We start from the raw sequence: 17258 nt of genomic DNA, 5'->3' as shown, positions 1-17258 counted from the left end.
CTAATTTGGTTTAGGTATTAACCACAAGGAAAAAACTAAATTTCGTTTTAAAAAGCGGCTGAAAGGTAAAAGATGTGAATAAAAGAATTGTTAGCTGGTTATTTAGGATGATTTTTACTATAATTACATGATGGAAAGAAAGAAGCTCTCAACAAGGGTAAAAAACTACTCCATAGACATTAGATTATTTTTATAATAAGGAGCCATTTTATGAAAGAAAATCGATTTGAACGTTTTAAGTTTCAACCGTTTATTATAGACTCCCTGAATCAGTTTGGATTTTTTGAGCCAGCCGAAATTCAGGAGCGGATGATTCCATTGGTTTTAAAAGGAGAAAGTGCAATTGGCCAATCGCAAACAGGAACAGGTAAAACGCTGGCTTATGCACTGCCGATTCTTGAAAAAATTGATCCTGCGCGCCAGGAGGTACAGGCTGTCATTACTGCACCCACACGGGAATTAGCTTCCCAGATCTATCAGCAAATCTTGAAGGTTACTGCACAATGCAGTCCTGAGAGCTCGATTATGACGAGATGTTATATTGGCGGAACAGACAAGCAGCGCACGATTGAAAAATTGAAGGTGCAGCCGCACATTGTTATAGGGACACCTGGAAGAATTAAGGATCTAATGATTGACCAAGCATTGTTCATCCATACATCAGATATACTGGTGGTCGATGAAGCTGATATGATGCTGGATATGGGTTTTATAGAAGAAGTGGATCAAGTAGCCGCTAAGATGCAGGAAAAACTGCAAATGCTGGTCTTTTCAGCTACCATTCCTGAAAAATTAAAACCTTTTCTAAAAAAGTATATGGAAAATCCAAAAATGGTACAGATTGAACCAAAAAGAAAAGCGGCGGAAAATTTAGAGCATTATTTGCTGCCATCAAGACATCGTAGTAAAAAGCAGCTTGTTCTTGATACATTACTCGCCTATAATCCCTATTTAGCGATTGTATTTACAAATACAAAAAAAATGGCCGAAGAAGTTGCTTATTTTTTGAATGAAAAAGGCTTAAAAGTTGGCCGGGTGCATGGTGATTTAAACCCTCGGGAACGGAAAAAAATGATGAAGCAGATTCAAGATTTGGAATACCAATATATCGTTGCCACGGACCTTGCTTCACGGGGCATTGATATTGAAGGTGTCAGCCATGTTATTAACTATGAACTCCCTTCAGACTTAGATTTCTATATCCATCGGGTGGGCAGGACAGCGCGGGCGGGAAATTCAGGTATTGCTCTTACGGTTTATGAAAGCTCAGACGAAGATGCCCTAAATCGTCTAGAAAAAATGGGGATTCAATTTAAGTATGTAGATCTGAAAAATGGAGAATTCGCTGAAACAGATGAACGAAATAAGCGAAAGACACGGGTAAGGAAAGAAGATGAGGCTGATAAAAAAGCCAAATCGATTGTGAAGAAACCGCAAAAAGTAAAACCGGGATATAAAAAGAAAATGCAATGGGAAATGGATAAAATTAAAAAACGCCAGCGAAGAATCGACCAAAGAAAGAAATAATCGGTTTGGAAAGGGAGAGTTAGAAAATGTTGAAAATTGGCTCACACGTTTCGATGAGTGGAAAAAAGATGTTGCTCGCGGCAAGTGAAGAAGCAGTGTCATATGGTGCCAATACGTTTATGATCTATACGGGTGCACCGCAAAACACGAGGAGAAAGAAAATTGAAGACCTAAATATTGAAGCAGGGCAAAGACATATGGAAGCGAATGGGATTTCAGAAATTGTTGTCCATGCTCCATATATAATCAATATTGGAAATACCACGAATCCTGACACGTTTGAATTAGGTGTAAGATTTCTTCGAACTGAAATTGAACGAACTGAAGCTCTAGGGGCAACACAAATCGTTCTTCATCCTGGTGCACATGTGGGGGCAGGTACAGAAGAAGGAATTAAGAAAATTATTGAAGGCTTGAATGAAGTTTTAACAGGTAAGGAGCAAGTGCAAATAGCTTTGGAAACAATGGCAGGCAAAGGATCGGAGTGCGGAAAGTCGTTTGAGGAATTGGCGATGATTATCGATGGTGTAAATTACAGTGATAGGCTGTCTGTTTGCTTTGATACATGCCATACACATGATGCCGGCTATAATCTTGTCGAAGACTTTGACGGGGTCTTAAATGAGTTTGATAAGATTATTGGTTTGGAGAAACTAAAGGTGCTCCATATCAATGATAGTAAAAATGCAGTAGGGATGAGAAAGGACCGTCACGAAAATATCGGTTTTGGCCATATCGGCTTTAAGACTCTAAACTACATCGTTCATCATCCACAACTAATGGAAGTTCCTAAAATCCTAGAAACTCCATTTGTCGGCGAAGATAAGAACAATAAAAAAGCGCCCTACAAATTTGAAATAGACATGCTTCGTAAACAGCAATTCAATGAAGATCTGCTTGATCAAATAATGCAAGGATAATTAAAAGCTGTGCCTTGGCACAGCTTTTAACTTTTTGTTAATTGCATAAAAAGTTTATTCACTTCCCGTGCCGTTTCAGGACCGGCTGCTTTTGCGATTTGTTTAATTAAAAGGGCACGTTCTTTATCGTTAAAAATATTGATATTTTTTCCACGTAAGTATTCGGCAATTTTTTTCGCCTGCGGCCGATTGACGGAGATATTAAACTGAGTTGCATACTTTAGCAGTTCTTCAGCCGTTATCGTGTTAATTTTATGATTAATGATGCTCTCAAATATTTTCACCCTCACCACTCCTCCATGCTAATGTATGAAGAAGGCCGGGGAGTGTGACAATGGAATATAAGTGGCCAAGTAATTTGTAAACGGTTCTTCCGCCTTTACAATCAGAAACTCCTATTGTATACTACTTGAAGTTAAATCGGAATGATTCTTATAATTAAAGGTGAGAGTGCAAACTATGCAATCAATAATTGAAATAAAACATCTTTTTTATCGGTATGAAAGAGATACTGTCCTAGAGGATATCAACCTGGATGTACCAGATGGTTCTTTTTTGGCGATTGTTGGTCCCAACGGGTCCGGAAAATCCACATTGTTAAAGTTAATTTTAGGTTTATTAAAACCACAAAAAGGGGAAATCTTTTTATTCGGCCAAGAAATAAATAAATTTAAAGACTGGCAAAAAATCGGTTATGTTTCGCAAAAGGCCAATTCCTTTAATACGGGCTTCCCGGCAACTGTATTTGAGGTGGTTGCGAGTGGTTTAACCAAAAAGTTAGGACTGTTTAAGTTCTTTAAGAAAGAACATTCAAAAAAGGTAAATGAAGTTCTAGAGGCCGTGGGAATGAAGGAATTCAGCAGCAGAAATATTGGAGAACTCTCCGGCGGTCAGCAGCAAAGAGTTTTTATTGCCCGCGCACTTGTTAGTGAACCAAGCCTTCTGATATTGGATGAGCCTACAGTAGGTGTTGATGCGGAAAATGTTAGTTCCTTTTATCAAATGCTTGGTGAATTAAATAAGAGCCGGGACATTACGCTTTTATTAGTTACACATGATATTGGAACCATTTCGGATAAGGTCTCACATGTGGCTTGTTTGAATAAACATTTGCATTTCCATGGAGAAACAGCAGAATTTGAGCAGCTTAGCACAACTGGATTGTCTAAGGTGTATGGTCATGAGGTTCATGTTCTTGCTCATCATCATGAACACGGAGGCGTTGTAAAATGATTGAAGGATTATTTCATTATGAATTTTTACAAAATGCTTTCCTTACAGGATTGATGATTGGATTTCTTGCCCCGTTGCTGGGGGTTTTTATCGTCGTCAGAAGATTATCATTGATTGCCGATGCCCTTAGCCATGTGACACTAGCGGGAATTGCTGCAAGCCTGCTCATTGAAAGAAAGTATACGATGATGTCAGGGTTGAATCCCCTTTACTTAGGAATGGTATTTTCCGTGGGAGGGGCGTTATTTATTGAAAAACTAAGAGGGGTTTATAAACATTATCAGGAATTAGCTATCCCGATTATTTTATCCGGCGGGATTGGCTTGGGAGTCATTTTTATTTCACTTGCAAATGGCTTTAATACAGATTTGTTTAGTTATTTGTTTGGCAGCGTATCTGCGGTCAGCCGAACGGATTTATGGGTTATTTTTATCATTAGTCTAGTAGTTATTTTAGTGATCATTTTATTATACAAAGAACTGTTTTTACTCTCATTTGATGAAGAGCATGCAAAGGCTTCCGGGATTGCTGCCAAAAGCATTCATTTCATCTTTATTGTCATGGTGGCCCTTGTCATTGCCGCATCCATGAGAATTGTCGGGATTCTGTTAGTTTCCTCATTAATGACCTTACCTGTTGCTGCAAGTATTCGAATTGCCAAAGGGTTTAAACAGACTATTTTTTTCTCCCTCCTTTTTGGGGAAGTATCTGTTCTTGGCGGGCTTTTTACGGCCTACTATCTGGATTTGGCACCAGGAGGAACGATCGTTATGCTAGCAGTTTTCATTTTGATCATAACAATCTTTTATAAAAAACTAACAAGTGCTATAGGTGGTGAGCAGAGTGAACGTACATGAAGCAATTCAGTACTTAAAAGAAAATGGATTTAAACAAACGGGAAAACGGGAGGATATGCTCCAATTATTTGCTGATAGTGATAAATATTTAACGGCCAAGGAGGTTCTTGACCAATTAAAGGAAGATTATCCAGGATTGAGCTTTGATACCATTTATCGGAACCTGACTTTGTTTGTAAATATGGGGATATTAGAAATGACAGAGTTATCCGGTGAAAAGCATTTCCGTTTTACTTGTTCAAGACACCAGCATCATCATCACTTTATCTGCCTCGACTGTGGTAAAACAAAAGAGATTGATACATGTCCAATGGATGGATTAAGTGAAAATTTAAAAGGATACGACATATCCGGACATAAATTTGAAATTTATGGACGCTGCCCGGAATGTCATTAAAAAACCAGCTTGTGCATCCGCACAAGCTGGTTTTAACGTGAATGGGATATACCAGCCTCTTCACGATTTGTTTTTTCCTGCTTTAACCATTTATCTACCCACAAGTTGGCTTCTTCCCAGTTGCTCACGCGGATGACACCTGCAGGGATTGGATCCTGATTGTAAGGTGTATCAAATAAAATAACCGGAATTCGGCACTCTTCATGAATCATGACGGCATTATCATGTTTATCCTCAAAAAAAATATCCACTTTATGTTTCTTAGCTGTTTCCACTTTATCATGAGAGCCAATTAGTTCAATATGGTGAAAGGTTAAGCCATATTGCAAGAACCATTCCTCTGTGACATCAAGCAAGTGGGATCCGCGGGCACTGATAAAAAACAGTTCATGTTTATGTTTCCATTTATTAAGAATGTTCACCGCACCTTGGGCAGGCGGGGATTCCTGATAAATAACCGGTTCGTTTTCAATAAACCATTTTGCAAATTCCTTTTCTGAAACATTTACAAAAGGTGTGAGGTCATACTGGTTTACATCCTCATACATAATATTCATACCAAAGGCTTTATTTATAAAAGGGATGATTGAAGTCGGACATGTTACGGTGCCGTCAATATCAATTCCGAATTTTTTTCTCATTGTGTCTTCACCTTCATCTTATTATCTCATTATATTTTACCAAAATAACGGGACAATGAAGTATTTATTTTTATGAAATAATTCTCGGCATATGAAATAATCACCTATTTAAGACAATCATTAACATAGTAAAAAGAGAAGAGACGTAAACAATAAGTAATGCTCCTATAACTGAAAGTGAGGGATTAGGATGGCAGATGAAAGAGACACGAGGGTGCAAGAAGCTCTTCGAAGTTCGATAATTGGTCAAGATATTCCCAATTCTCCCGCAGAATTCAGGGAGGAAGCAGCATCAGAAATCGCTGCACCTATTAAGACTTCCTATTCATTGAAAAAAGAAGAGCATGTTCCTGAAATTGGTGCTTCTGTTCCGTTACGATCTTCTGAATTTAGAGAAGAAACAGCTGCAGAAATTGCTGCACCTGTTCCTCTAATCCGGAAAAGGGAACAGGATGAAAATCGGGAGCGTACTGCTGGCGGTACGGGAATGGGTACCCTTGCATTAGCACTATCGATTTTATCACTATTTGTAATGCCTATTCTATTTGGTGCTGCAGGTATTGTGTTAGGGTTCGTTGCCAGAAGCAGAGGTGCCACGGGCCTAGGGGCTTGGGCAATCGGTATCGGAGTGATATCGATTGTTGTTGGTATCTTCATACTTCCGTTCTTTTAACAGATCTTGCAATAGGAGCAAAAAAGGCGTATGCGCCTGATCAGCGGCGTCTCGCCGCTAGGGCGCTGGAGCTGGATAAAAAAAAGAAACCCGGTTACTAAAAACCGGGTTTCTTAATATTTATTTCGTTAGCTTTTCTTCTTCAGCCTTTTTTTGGAAATATTCCTCTGCGACAAGATCAATTTCTTTTTTCAATTCCTCAACCATATCTGCTTCGGGTACCTTCCGGACAATTTCACCTTTTCTAAATAACAACCCTTCGCCGCGGGCACCGGCAATCCCGATATCTGCTTCACGAGCCTCACCGGGACCATTGACTGCACAGCCTAAAACAGATACCTTAATTGGGGCTTTAATAGTTGAAATATACTCCTCGACCTCATTTGCAATGCTAATGAGGTCAATTTCAATTCTTCCGCAGGTTGGGCAGGAAATTAATGTTGCTGCATTTGACGAAAGGCCAAATACCTTTAACAGTTCTCGGGCAACTTTTACTTCCTGAACCGGATCGGCACTCAAGGATATACGGAGCGTATTGCCAATCCCTTTACTAATGATCGCGCCTAGTCCTGCCGCACTTTTTACGGTACCGGAAAAAAGCGTTCCAGATTCAGTAATACCTAAATGTAACGGGTAATCAAATGCCCGTGCTGCTTTTTCATATGCCTCGATTGCAAGATTGACATCTGAAGCTTTCATGGAAACAATAATGTCATGGAAATCTAAATCTTCGAGAATTTTAATATGATGAAGGGCACTCTCCACCATTCCATCGGCAGTTGGATATCCGTATTTCTCCAAGATTTTACGTTCAAGCGATCCAGCGTTTACCCCAATACGAATAGGGATACCGCGTTCCTTAGCAGCTTTTACGACCGCCTCGACCTTTTCTCGTCTTCCAATGTTTCCCGGGTTGATTCGGATCTTATCGGCTCCGCCTTCAATGGCTTTAAGTGCTAATTTATAGTCAAAGTGGATGTCGACCACAAGTGGAATGTTGATCCTTTTTTTGATTTCCGGAATGGCATTTGCCGCCCGTTCATCAGGACAGGCCACACGGACAATCTGACATCCAGCGTCCTCAAGGCGTTTAATTTCCGCAACGGTTGCTTCAACATCATGAGTCTTTGTTGTTGTCATGCTTTGAATAATAAGTTCATTGCTCCCGCCAATCGTTAAATTGCCGACTTTAATTGGACGGGTTTTTGTACGATGTATAATTTCACTCACGTGGAATTCGCTCTCCTTCAAAATGAATTCGAATAATTGTATTTAAACAATTCGACTTAATTGTATCAGTCCACAGCAGATTTTGACAAGAATAAGCATCTATCCACTTTAGTTTGAGTAATCAGGGAATAGATATGTAGCACCAATTTGAATTTTTTCCGGGGATTGTCCTGGATTCAGTTCACTAAAGTCTTCGATCAAATCTGTGATAGAGACTGGAATTGGTTTATTTAATTCGTGCTCGACAATTGAAATCACAGTTTCACCGGGTTTTACTTCTGCAGCGAAGGAAGGTATGTCTGTTTTGGACAACTTCTCAATAGACTCGATTTTGGCATCAACCTGCTTCGTATTGGAGGCGGGCAGGGTACCCACAGTTAAGTCAAAGTAAATAACATATATGACTAAAATAACAAAAAGAAATCCTACTATCTTATTCATCGTACAAGCCTCCAAAAGGGAATGTTTATACATTCCTATGCTTGTCCACTCTTAAAAAGTACTCAATAAAAAAATACGCCCCCTCGGGCGCATTTTTAATTTGCTTTTTTCGGTTTAGGCATTTCGTTTATGGCTAAGGATAAGACGATAATGGCGACAACCCAGTTAATGACAAAGCTGTTTGGTACGGACGTTTTAACGGCCGCCATAATGGTGAAAAATAAGGTTGGAAGGGTTTCACTGTATGCAGCCATTCTCCATAATTGTCGGTAATTCAGCTTTCTGCCTAAAAGATTTTTTAATGCGAGACCAAACAAGGCTAATATCGATACCTCAATAAAGCTAGCGGCACTGGAAACCAAATAAATTAATAGTGATGCAACTGGGATGATTATTCCCTTTAATCCACCAATCGTATTAGTGAAATCAAGGAAATCATTCTTCGTAATATGGAGGTCTTGCAACATTGAATAGGAATATGTATCAGTCCGTCCACCTGAAGAGAGGACAAACTCATCCCTTAACATGGCGAAGGCATTTCCTTCATTCTCCACATCTGCATCCGAAATGGCTCCAGTTGGATCAATAATAATGGTAAAATCATCTTTATTAATGGTAATTGGAACCTCAGTCTTAGCTGACAGCTGACCATTCTGTATTGAAAAGTCAGGTGCTTCATCTTTGATAATCGATCGCGCAGAATCTATTCCCGTTGTAAGTGCAGTACTTAAATAAATAATAGACGGAAGAACTGAAATGAAGGTTAGGAAAAAAACGTATAAAATCGTTTTTCCGATTCCTTGAAAACGATATAAAGCAATATCCTTTGGAGAGTAGATACTCTTATAAAATTGTTTGAAAATATTCATACTGGACCACCTTTAAACAGATTCATTTCTATTGTAGCTTGTGAAATAGTAAAAAGCTACCCAAAGTGGTTTCTCAGAAAATTAATTAAGTCCGCAGATTTCAAACGAACAGTTTTGGCAATCAACTTCCTCTTTCAAGTAATTCACATTTTTAACTGTAAACATTTGATTTTCATATGAAATAATATCTTTCTCACGTAGATCTTTCAAGGCTCGTTGTATGACTTCTCTCGTACCGTAGGTTAAATTAGCTAATTCTTGATGTGTTAAAGGGAGATTAATAAGAATCCCATTGTCTGTTTTTACTCCATAAGAATTACAAAGTCGGATAAGGATGGAGTATAGCCCCCCTTTTTTTCCATTCATAATTAAATCCTGACATTTCATTTGAGCTTTTAAATACCCGGTGCTTAACCAAGCAACAAGTGCCTTCATTGCATCAGGATCTGTTAAGACAAAATCCTCAAATTGTTCCTTTTTAATAACAAGACATTCGCAGTCTGTTAAGGTTTTTGCGTAAAATTGATAATGAGGATGGGCTTTAAATAATTGATATTCAACCATTAATTCCCGATCATTTAAGATTTTTAATATGAAATCCTTTCCCCTAACATGAACCCTTCCAAGGGCAATGCTTCCTTTTAACAGCAAATAAACATTTTCTACGGGATCCTTTTCTTGGAAAAGCACGGAATTCGATTTAAACTTTTGAATGGGTTCATTTTTTTGGAAAAATTGGACCATTAAATTATATATAGTGATGCTGTGTTGTTGCATATTTAGTCACTCCTTTATCAGCCCTTCAGCTTGATTTAAATGAATTATTAACAACATGTCAATATGGTATTTACATGATTTGGAAGGAGTTAAGTGCAGTTATGACAAAAATCGTTGACAGGATGCTGTTTTGATGAATTATGACAATTTTTTGAAAATCTAAATTACAAAGTCCTTTTTAAAAGCGGGAATAAAATGATGCGGAAAGGGTAATGTATATATGTTTGAATTAAAGCATTTTATTTGAAACAAAGCATCAATTTTGGTATGTTTAGACTAAAGCTTTAGAAATATTCTTATAAAGTAAGAATTACTAAAGCCTAAAAAATAATATGTACATAGGAGGAATTTAACATGGCATTTGAATTACCGGCATTACCTTATGCAGAGGATGCGCTTGAACCACACATTGACAGAGAAACCATGAATATTCATCACACTAGACACCACAACACATATGTGACAAATTTAAACAATGCATTAGCAGGTAATGAAGAATTACTTTCTAAATCAGTAGAAGAAGTAATTTCTAATTTGGATGCGGTTCCAGAAGCTGCACGTACTGCGGTTCGTAACAATGGCGGCGGACACGCTAACCATTCATTATTCTGGCAAATTCTTTCTCCAAATGGCGGCGGTGCACCAACTGGTGAATTAGCTGACGCAATCAACAGCAAATTTGGCAGCTTCGAAAGCTTTAAAGAAGAGTTCGCTAAAGCAGCAACTACTCGTTTTGGCTCTGGCTGGGCATGGTTATCTGTAAACAATGGCGAATTAGAATTATCAAGCACTCCAAACCAAGACTCTCCATTAATGGAAGGAAAAACTCCAATTCTTGGCCTTGATGTTTGGGAGCATGCATACTATTTAAAATATCAAAACAAACGTCCAGACTATATTGGTGCATTCTGGAATGTAGTTAACTGGGACGAAGTTTCAAAACGTTTTAACGCAGCGAAATAATGATATGAAAGAAGACGGCCCTAAAGCTGTCTTTTTTCATTTGCCCAAATTTGAATAAGAACCATTGCCTTGATAAAGACTACCCTTAAGACAAAGGGGAGTTTTTTTATGGCTAAAAGATTTAAAATTTTAGGTGATGTTGAATTAACCAAGGATTTATCACTATTGCTGATTATTGGCGGGTTATACTCACTGAGCGTTGCCTTATCCAACACATTTGTGAATATATACCTATGGAAACAAACAGGTAAGTATTCTGATTTAGCTTTGTATAACTTATCAATTGTCGTCTTACAGCCATTAACATTTATATTGGCAGGGCGATGGGCTAAGAAAATCGACAGAGTGATTGTCCTTAGAATAGGTGTAATCTTTTTAGCGTTATTTTACCTTGCCGTATTAATAACAGGTACAAATGCAGCCACCTATTTACTATTATTAGGCGGCCTCTTGGGAGTCGGCTATGGTTTTTATTGGCTTGCTTATAATGTGTTGACGTTTGAAATAACAGAACCTGAAACCAGAGATTTTTTTAATGGATTTTTAGGTACGCTTACGTCTGCAGGGGGAATGATTGGCCCAATTGCCGCTGGAATTATCATAACGCGATTTGAAAAGTTTACCGGTTATACGATTATTTTTGGCATATCATTAGCTTTATTTGCACTTGCTGTTTTCATGAGTTTTTCATTAAAGCCGAGACCTGCGGCAGGCAGGTACTGTTTTAAGCGGATTTTAGAGGAAAGAAAAGTAAATGAAAATTGGCGTCTCGTTACGAATGCCCACTTTTTTCAGGGTCTAAGAGAAGGGACGTTTTTATTTATCATTTCAGTGTTTGTCTATATCTCCACGGGAAGTGAAATGGCTTTAGGTACATTTGGTCTAATTAATTCAGGAATATCCTTTATTGCCTATTATTTAGCTTCCAGGATGATTAAAAAAAATTATCGAAAAAAAGCCATTCTTATTGGCGGGATTATTCTTTATGCTGCTGTCCTGTTAATCGTTTGGGATATAAATTTTGTTAAATTATTAATTTACGCTGCAATGATTGCGGTTGCCTATCCGCTGCTGCTTGTGCCATATATGTCAACTACATATGATGTAATTGGAAGCGGCTGGAAAGCAGCGGAAATGAGAATTGAGTATATAGTTGTCAGAGAAATCTTTTTAAATATAGGGCGTATTGTATCCATTCTTGCTTTCCTAGCTGCAGTGACCTGGTTTAATGAGACGTCAAGCATTCCCATTTTACTTCTGTTTTTGGGTGCCGGTCATTCCATAATATATCTGTTCATAAAGAGGGTTCATGTTCCTGAGGTAAAAATGCGATGAGTTTCTTCCGACTCATCGCATTTTTAATAAGGGTTTTAGTTTTCTTGTAATTGGCAAGGGTTTTTCATAGATAAATGGGACATTATCTTATAAAATAAAGAAAGTTATGTTAAGCGCAGAAAAAAGGAAGTGTATATAGATCTTGGATAACAAAAAGAAAAAGAAGAAAACACATGTCCCGTTTCGTTTGAACATGGTATTCTTTGTGGTATTTATGCTTTTTTCCATACTAGTTCTTCGCCTGGGCGAATTACAGATAGTTTTTGGAGATGATTTTAAACGGGAAATTGAACGGACTGAGGATATTACTGTTAATAACCCAGTGCCTAGAGGGAAAATGTTTGACCGAAATGGAAAAGTGATTGTCGACAACACCCCTTTAAATGCTATAACTTACACAAAATACCAAACTACCAATCAAAAGGAAATGCTTGAAACAGCTGAAAAATTAGCTAAATTAATTAACAAGGATACATCAAAGGTTCCAGTCCGTGACAAAAAGGATTTTTGGATCATTAAACACCCAGAGGAAGCAAAAGCAAAAATCACGAAAAAAGAATGGGATTTATATGATCAGGAAAAATTAGATGATAAGCAAATTTATAAATTGCAGGTTGACCGTATTACTGATGCTGAGGTAGAAAGTATTCAAGGGGAAGACCTTGAAACACTGGCGATTTACCGGGAATTTAACAGCGGATATGCCTTAACGCCTCAAATTGTCAAAAATAAAGAGGTAACGCCGGAAGAATTTGCAGTGGTCAGCGAAAACTTAGAGAATCTGCCTGGGGTCGATACGACAACAGACTGGGAACGTATGTATACATTTGGTAATACGTTAAAATCCATCTTGGGGGATGTGACAACTTCAGAAGCAGGTATTCCTAAAGAACAACTGGAAAAATATCTTGCTCGTGACTACAGCCGAAATGACCGCGTAGGGAAGAGTTATCTCGAGCTTAAATACGAAGCCGTTCTTCACGGTCAAAAAGCAAAAGTGAAAAATGTAACAGATAAGTCTGGGAAAATTCTATCTACTGAGGTAATCTCGGAAGGGAAGCGCGGAAAAGACCTTGTCTTAACCATCGATATGGATTTGCAGCAGCAAGTAGAAAAGATTATTGAAGAAGAAATGTGGAGTGCCAAACAAAAGTCTGGTACTGCTCTTCTGGATCGTGCCTTTGTAGTTTTAATGAATCCTCACACAGGGGAAGTATTGTCGCTCGCAGGAAGACAAATTGGGAAGGATAAAGATGGCAAAACGGTTATGAATGATTTTGCCGGAGGTAATATTACCACCTCTTATAACGTTGGTTCTGCCGTTAAAGGAGCGACGATATTAACTGGTTATAAAACCGGCGCAATAAGCCCAGGGGATTACCTGCTTGATCAGCCGTTAGTTATTAAGGGAACAAAACCAAAGAAATCCTGGAAAACATTTGGCTCCATCAATGATCTAAGAGCATTACAGGTTTCATCCAACGTCTACATGTGGAAAACGGTCATTGCAATGGGTCATGGAAAGTATGTTCCGAACGGGCCGCTTGTATTAGATACTGAAAAGACATTTAATACGATGAGGCAATCTTTTAGTCAATTTGGTCTTGGGACTCGAACAGGGATTGATCTTCCAAATGAAATGAGCGGTTTTCCAGGATCAGATAACAGACCTGGTTTACTTCTTGACCTTTCAATTGGTCAGTATGATACGTATACACCTATACAGCTTGCTCAATATGTGTCCACGATTGCAAATGGAGGTAACCGGGTACAGCCGCATATTGTTAAGGAAATTCGCGAACCGGTTATGGATAGTAATGAATTGGGTCCTATAGTCGAAGAAATCCAACCGAAAGTGCTGAATCATTTAGATATGAAAGATGAATGGATCAAACGAGTTCAAGAAGGATTTCGTATGGTCATGCAAGTGGGTGACGGTACTGGTGTTGGTACATTTAAAGGTGTTACCTATAGCCCAGCTGGTAAAACGGGAACAGCCCAAGCGTTTTATGATGGTCCTGTAAAATCGCAAAAAAATGTAGATGTCATGAACTTAAGTCTTGTCAGCTTTGCTCCATTTGATAATCCGGAAGTGGCAATGGCCGTGGTTGTACCTTGGGCATACCAAGGGAATACTGGTCCAAGTATTAATATGACGATTGGCAAGCGAGTAATGGACGCCTATTTTGAATTGAAAAAAACCCGTCCGATTAATGAAGAGAACACCACCACAGAGCAACAAACAAATACTACTGACACAACTCAAAACAGCCAGCAATCTGGGCAATAACTTGTTAAATACCTGTCTCGTGTGAGGCGGGTATTTTTTTTACATACTGCTCAAACTACTTGAGCAATATAATTTAAAGAATGTGTAATCTTTTGTTAGAACAACTAGGTACATGCAGGAATTTGTCGATTTACAAAAGAAGCACATAAATTTACAAAACCTTTACAATTCATTAAAACGCAGTTTACAGTCATCCCTTATTCTAAAACATGTAAGGCAGACAAACATCATCACCAACAAAAACCTTAGGGGGAATAAAGGAAATGAAAAGTTTGAAAAAATTTAGCCTACTTACAATTTTTGCAGCGTTAATGGTTGTTATGGCTGCATGTGGTGGCGGAGCATCTAAAGATAAGACTCAAGGAACAGATGATTCGACAAAAACTGAAGAAACTAAGGAACTTTCCGGCTCACTATCCATTTCCGGTTCATCTGCTATGCAGCCATTGGTTGCTGCTGCGGCAGAAGAGTTTATGGCTGAAAATCCAAAAGTTGATATACAAGTACAAGCAGGCGGATCTGGTACAGGCTTATCACAAGTTGCTGAAGGATCTGTACAAATTGGGAACTCCGATGTATTTGCTGAAGAAAAAGAAGGAATTCCTGCTGATCAGTTAGTGGATCATAAAGTTGCGGTTGTAGGTATGACGGCAGCTGTTAATCCTAAAGTAGGCATTAAAGACATTAAAAAAGATGATTTAATCAAAGTATTCACTGGTAAAATCACTAACTGGAAAGAACTTGGCGGAGCTGATCAAAAGATCGTTCTTGTAAACCGTCCTGATTCATCTGGTACACGTGCAATTTTCAATAAGTTTGCTCTTGATGGTGCAACACCAGCAGAAGGTATTACAGAAGATTCATCTAACACTGTAAAAAAGATTATTAATGAAACAGAAGGTGCGATTGGTTACCTTGCATTCTCATACTTCACTGATGATTCTGTAACACCACTTGCGATTGATGGTGTAGAACCAACAGAAGAAAATGTACAGTCTGGTAAATTCCCTGTCTGGGCTTACCAACATTCATACACAAAAGGTGAAGCAACTGATTTAGCAAAAGCCTTCCTTGATTATTTAATGTCAGATGAAATCCAAACTACACTTCTTAAAGAACAAGGATATCTTCCTGTAACAAAAATGAAAGTTGAACGCGATGCTGAAGGAAATCAAAAGAATCTTTAAAAATAAGTAAATGAATAATCGGGGTAAATGCATAATGGCATTTACCCCGTTACGACGTATTACAGAGGAGTTTGGTGCATTTTGGAAAAGATACTTCCTGCAAAAGAAAGATTGTTAAAAACCTCAAAAACTAGAATGGATGGGGAATTACGTGGAAAGATTCTGGTAATTCTATGTGCCGTTATTATGATTTCAGCAACTATATCCATTACCATTTTTCTGGGCACAAAGGGTTTACAATCATTTATTAAAAATGGTGTAAGTCTTATTGAGTTCTTAACCAGTACAGCCTGGAATCCTACCAATAAAGCCAATCCAGAATATGGTGCGCTGCCATTTATTTTCGGTTCTTTTGCCGTTACATTTCTTGCTGCATTAGTCGCAGCACCATTAGGAATTGGTGGCGCGATATTCATGACAGAGATAGCACCTTCTTGGGGAAGGAAAATATTACAGCCAGTCGTCGAGCTATTAGTTGGAATTCCATCTGTTGTTTATGGATTCATCGGGCTTACAGTATTAGTTCCTTTTGTCAGGGATCATATCGGAGGGCTAGGTTTTAGTTTGCTTTCGGGTACTATTGTCCTTGCTGTTATGATTTTACCAACAATTACCACTATAGCTACAGATGCAATGAGCTCTTTACCAAAAAATTTAAGAGAGGGCTCTTATGCGCTTGGTGCAACACGCTGGCAAACGATTCGAAAGGTGCTCATCCCTGCAGCACTCCCATCCTTGCTTACTGCTGTCGTTCTAGGTATGGCACGTGCATTTGGTGAAGCTTTAGCAGTACAAATGGTAATCGGAAACGTGAGAAATTTACCATCGAGTCTATTAGATGCCTCGGCAACGTTAACGACCATTATTACTTTAAACATGGGTCATACCACTTATGGAAGTGTTGAAAATAACACCCTGTGGTCTATGGGCTTAATTTTATTAGTGATGTCGTTTGCCTTTATTCTCCTGATTCGATATCTCTCATCAAGGAGGAAGCTGTAAATGAAAAGCAAAACTGCTGATCGAATTGCGACTGGAGTCTTTATTGCCATAGCTATTATTATCATTACGATTTTGGTTGGATTATTCTCGTTTATTATTATAAATGGATTTAAACATATTTCTTGGGAATTTTTAACGAGCCCTTCGAGTAATGTAAGAGCAGGCGGAGGAATACGTGACCAATTATTTAATTCTTTCTATGTCCTTTTTATTACGATGTTGATTTCGATTCTACTAGGCTTGGGTGGTGCCATTTATATGGCCGAATATGCTAAACCTGGAAAAGTTACGGATATCATTCGTTCCTGTATCGAAGTACTAGCCTCCCTTCCGTCGATTGTTATCGGCATGTTTGGATTATTGGTATTTGTTAATACAACAGGCTGGGGATATACAATTTTAGGCGGTGCCTTAGCATTAACCATTATTAATCTGCCATCCATCGTACGGGTTGGTGAAGACGCCATCCGTTCAGTGCCTAGGGATTTAAAAGAAGCAAGTCTTGCATTAGGAATTACGAAATGGCATACGATAAAAACCGTAATCTTGCCAAGTGCATTCCCGTCAATTTTAACAGGTGTCATCCTCGCTGCGGGAAGGGTATTCGGTGAAGCGGCAGCACTTTTATTTACTGCTGGCCTTTCCACACCGCGGCTTGATTATGCCAATTGGAATCCATTTTCTGACCAATCACCATTAAATATTTTTCGTCCTGCAGAAACTCTTGCTGTTCATATTTGGTCAGTCAACACCCAAGGGTTAATACCGGATGTCGAGGAAATAGCGAGTGGGTCAGGAGCTGTCCTAGTTATTTCTGTTTTACTTTTTAACCTTTTGGCTAGATGGATAGGTAGAATGATTACGAATAAAGTTACTGCAACTAAATAAAGGGCAGGTGAGAACGGATGGTTACGAC

Annotated in this window: 18 protein-coding genes; 12 read left to right on the top strand and 6 right to left on the bottom strand. The window is 38.6% G+C overall.

What is annotated here, in order from left to right; all coding sequences use genetic code 11:
• The first annotated feature begins 210 nt into the window (after positions 1-210).
• Positions 211-1527 (top strand): DEAD/DEAH box helicase, encoded by a 1317-nt coding sequence (locus ACO1D1_RS17945; protein WP_423336621.1) that lies wholly within the window; start codon positions 211-213, stop codon positions 1525-1527.
• Between the two features lie 26 nt (positions 1528-1553).
• Complete coding sequence (locus tag ACO1D1_RS17940; protein ID WP_423336620.1) at positions 1554-2447, top strand: deoxyribonuclease IV; 894 nt, start codon at positions 1554-1556, stop codon at positions 2445-2447.
• A gap of 26 nt (positions 2448-2473) precedes the next feature.
• Here the strand turns inward: ACO1D1_RS17940 and ACO1D1_RS17935 are convergent, their stop codons facing one another.
• The gene (locus ACO1D1_RS17935) at positions 2474-2731 is read right to left on the bottom strand and encodes a DUF2624 domain-containing protein (protein WP_149871005.1); all 258 of its coding nucleotides are present in this window, start codon (positions 2729-2731) and stop codon (positions 2474-2476) included.
• Between the two features lie 175 nt (positions 2732-2906).
• Here ACO1D1_RS17935 and ACO1D1_RS17930 point away from each other — a divergent pair, with 175 nt between their 5' ends.
• The 3 genes from ACO1D1_RS17930 to ACO1D1_RS17920 are packed head-to-tail and all read left to right on the top strand — an operon-like array spanning position 2907 to position 4934.
• Complete coding sequence (locus tag ACO1D1_RS17930; protein WP_423336619.1) at positions 2907-3680, top strand: metal ABC transporter ATP-binding protein; 774 nt, start codon at positions 2907-2909, stop codon at positions 3678-3680.
• A complete protein-coding gene (locus ACO1D1_RS17925) occupies positions 3677-4537 on the top strand; it encodes a metal ABC transporter permease (RefSeq protein WP_423336618.1) in 861 nt (286 codons plus the stop codon). Before ACO1D1_RS17930 ends, ACO1D1_RS17925 begins: the two co-directional genes overlap by 4 nt.
• Positions 4524-4934, top strand: coding sequence for a Fur family transcriptional regulator (locus ACO1D1_RS17920; RefSeq protein WP_149871002.1), 411 nt, complete (start codon positions 4524-4526; stop codon positions 4932-4934). Before ACO1D1_RS17925 ends, ACO1D1_RS17920 begins: the two co-directional genes overlap by 14 nt.
• A gap of 32 nt (positions 4935-4966) precedes the next feature.
• On the opposite strand, the gene ACO1D1_RS17915 is transcribed toward ACO1D1_RS17920, so the two are convergent.
• Complete coding sequence (locus ACO1D1_RS17915; protein ID WP_149871001.1) at positions 4967-5575, bottom strand: 5' nucleotidase, NT5C type; 609 nt, start codon at positions 5573-5575, stop codon at positions 4967-4969.
• A 310-nt stretch (positions 5576-5885) separates the two neighbouring features.
• Here ACO1D1_RS17915 and ACO1D1_RS17910 point away from each other — a divergent pair, with 310 nt between their 5' ends.
• On the top strand, positions 5886-6248 hold the full coding sequence (locus ACO1D1_RS17910; RefSeq protein ID WP_423336813.1) for a hypothetical protein: 363 nt from the start codon (positions 5886-5888) through the stop codon (positions 6246-6248).
• Positions 6249-6368: 120 nt separating this feature from the next.
• Here ACO1D1_RS17910 and ispG read toward each other — a convergent pair whose 3' ends face one another.
• The 4 genes from ispG to ACO1D1_RS17890 form a co-directional block, all read right to left on the bottom strand.
• Complete coding sequence (ispG, locus tag ACO1D1_RS17905; protein WP_149870999.1) at positions 6369-7478, bottom strand: flavodoxin-dependent (E)-4-hydroxy-3-methylbut-2-enyl-diphosphate synthase; 1110 nt, start codon at positions 7476-7478, stop codon at positions 6369-6371.
• A 108-nt stretch (positions 7479-7586) separates the two neighbouring features.
• Entirely contained in the window at positions 7587-7919 is a 333-nt protein-coding gene (locus ACO1D1_RS17900) for a hypothetical protein (RefSeq protein ID WP_423336617.1), read from the bottom strand.
• A gap of 95 nt (positions 7920-8014) precedes the next feature.
• Positions 8015-8788 (bottom strand): DUF1189 domain-containing protein, encoded by a 774-nt coding sequence (locus ACO1D1_RS17895; protein WP_149870997.1) that lies wholly within the window; start codon positions 8786-8788, stop codon positions 8015-8017.
• An 81-nt stretch (positions 8789-8869) separates the two neighbouring features.
• Positions 8870-9565, bottom strand: coding sequence for a Crp/Fnr family transcriptional regulator (locus tag ACO1D1_RS17890; RefSeq protein ID WP_423336616.1), 696 nt, complete (start codon positions 9563-9565; stop codon positions 8870-8872).
• 354 nt (positions 9566-9919) lie between these two features.
• On the opposite strand from ACO1D1_RS17890, the gene ACO1D1_RS17885 reads away from it, so the two are divergent.
• The 6 genes from ACO1D1_RS17885 (at position 9920) to pstA (ending at position 17230) form a co-directional block, all read left to right on the top strand.
• On the top strand, positions 9920-10528 hold the full coding sequence (locus tag ACO1D1_RS17885; protein WP_149870995.1) for a superoxide dismutase: 609 nt from the start codon (positions 9920-9922) through the stop codon (positions 10526-10528).
• 108 nt (positions 10529-10636) lie between these two features.
• A complete protein-coding gene (locus tag ACO1D1_RS17880) occupies positions 10637-11863 on the top strand; it encodes an MFS transporter (RefSeq protein WP_423336615.1) in 1227 nt (408 codons plus the stop codon).
• 193 nt (positions 11864-12056) lie between these two features.
• Positions 12057-14153, top strand: a complete 2097-nt coding sequence (locus tag ACO1D1_RS17875; protein ID WP_423336812.1) for a peptidoglycan D,D-transpeptidase FtsI family protein — start codon at positions 12057-12059, stop codon at positions 14151-14153.
• 263 nt (positions 14154-14416) lie between these two features.
• Positions 14417-15340 (top strand): phosphate ABC transporter substrate-binding protein, encoded by a 924-nt coding sequence (locus tag ACO1D1_RS17870; protein WP_423336614.1) that lies wholly within the window; start codon positions 14417-14419, stop codon positions 15338-15340.
• Positions 15341-15475: 135 nt separating this feature from the next.
• A complete protein-coding gene (gene pstC, locus ACO1D1_RS17865) occupies positions 15476-16342 on the top strand; it encodes a phosphate ABC transporter permease subunit PstC (protein ID WP_223821011.1) in 867 nt (288 codons plus the stop codon).
• Positions 16343-17230 carry a phosphate ABC transporter permease PstA gene (gene pstA / locus ACO1D1_RS17860; protein WP_423336613.1) on the top strand — a complete coding sequence of 296 codons (888 nt, stop codon included), beginning with the start codon at positions 16343-16345 and terminating at the stop codon, positions 17228-17230.
• The last annotated feature ends 28 nt before the right edge of the window (positions 17231-17258 follow it).

Source organism: Neobacillus sp. 19 (assembly GCF_049463095.1).
GTDB lineage: Bacteria > Bacillota > Bacilli > Bacillales > Cytobacillaceae > Neobacillus.
This window is presented reverse-complemented; position numbering and strand designations above follow the sequence as displayed.

What these genes read in the sequence shown, in the direction of transcription:
- ACO1D1_RS17945 (WP_423336621.1), top strand. Translation starts at nt 211, where the DNA reads ATGAAAGAAAATCGATTTGAACGTTTTAAGTTTCAACCGTTTATTATA.
- ACO1D1_RS17940 (WP_423336620.1), top strand. Translation starts at nt 1,554, where the DNA reads ATGTTGAAAATTGGCTCACACGTTTCGATGAGTGGAAAAAAGATGTTG.
- ACO1D1_RS17930 (WP_423336619.1), top strand. Translation starts at nt 2,907, where the DNA reads ATGCAATCAATAATTGAAATAAAACATCTTTTTTATCGGTATGAAAGA.
- ACO1D1_RS17925 (WP_423336618.1), top strand. Translation starts at nt 3,677, where the DNA reads ATGATTGAAGGATTATTTCATTATGAATTTTTACAAAATGCTTTCCTT.
- ACO1D1_RS17915 (WP_149871001.1), bottom strand. Translation starts at nt 5,575, where the DNA reads ATGAGAAAAAAATTCGGAATTGATATTGACGGCACCGTAACATGTCCG.
- ACO1D1_RS17900 (WP_423336617.1), bottom strand. Translation starts at nt 7,919, where the DNA reads ATGAATAAGATAGTAGGATTTCTTTTTGTTATTTTAGTCATATATGTT.
- ACO1D1_RS17895 (WP_149870997.1), bottom strand. Translation starts at nt 8,788, where the DNA reads ATGAATATTTTCAAACAATTTTATAAGAGTATCTACTCTCCAAAGGAT.
- ACO1D1_RS17890 (WP_423336616.1), bottom strand. Translation starts at nt 9,565, where the DNA reads ATGCAACAACACAGCATCACTATATATAATTTAATGGTCCAATTTTTC.
- ACO1D1_RS17885 (WP_149870995.1), top strand. Translation starts at nt 9,920, where the DNA reads ATGGCATTTGAATTACCGGCATTACCTTATGCAGAGGATGCGCTTGAA.
- ACO1D1_RS17880 (WP_423336615.1), top strand. Translation starts at nt 10,637, where the DNA reads ATGGCTAAAAGATTTAAAATTTTAGGTGATGTTGAATTAACCAAGGAT.
- ACO1D1_RS17875 (WP_423336812.1), top strand. Translation starts at nt 12,057, where the DNA reads ATGGTATTCTTTGTGGTATTTATGCTTTTTTCCATACTAGTTCTTCGC.
- ACO1D1_RS17870 (WP_423336614.1), top strand. Translation starts at nt 14,417, where the DNA reads ATGAAAAGTTTGAAAAAATTTAGCCTACTTACAATTTTTGCAGCGTTA.
- pstC (WP_223821011.1), top strand. Translation starts at nt 15,476, where the DNA reads ATGGATGGGGAATTACGTGGAAAGATTCTGGTAATTCTATGTGCCGTT.
- pstA (WP_423336613.1), top strand. Translation starts at nt 16,343, where the DNA reads ATGAAAAGCAAAACTGCTGATCGAATTGCGACTGGAGTCTTTATTGCC.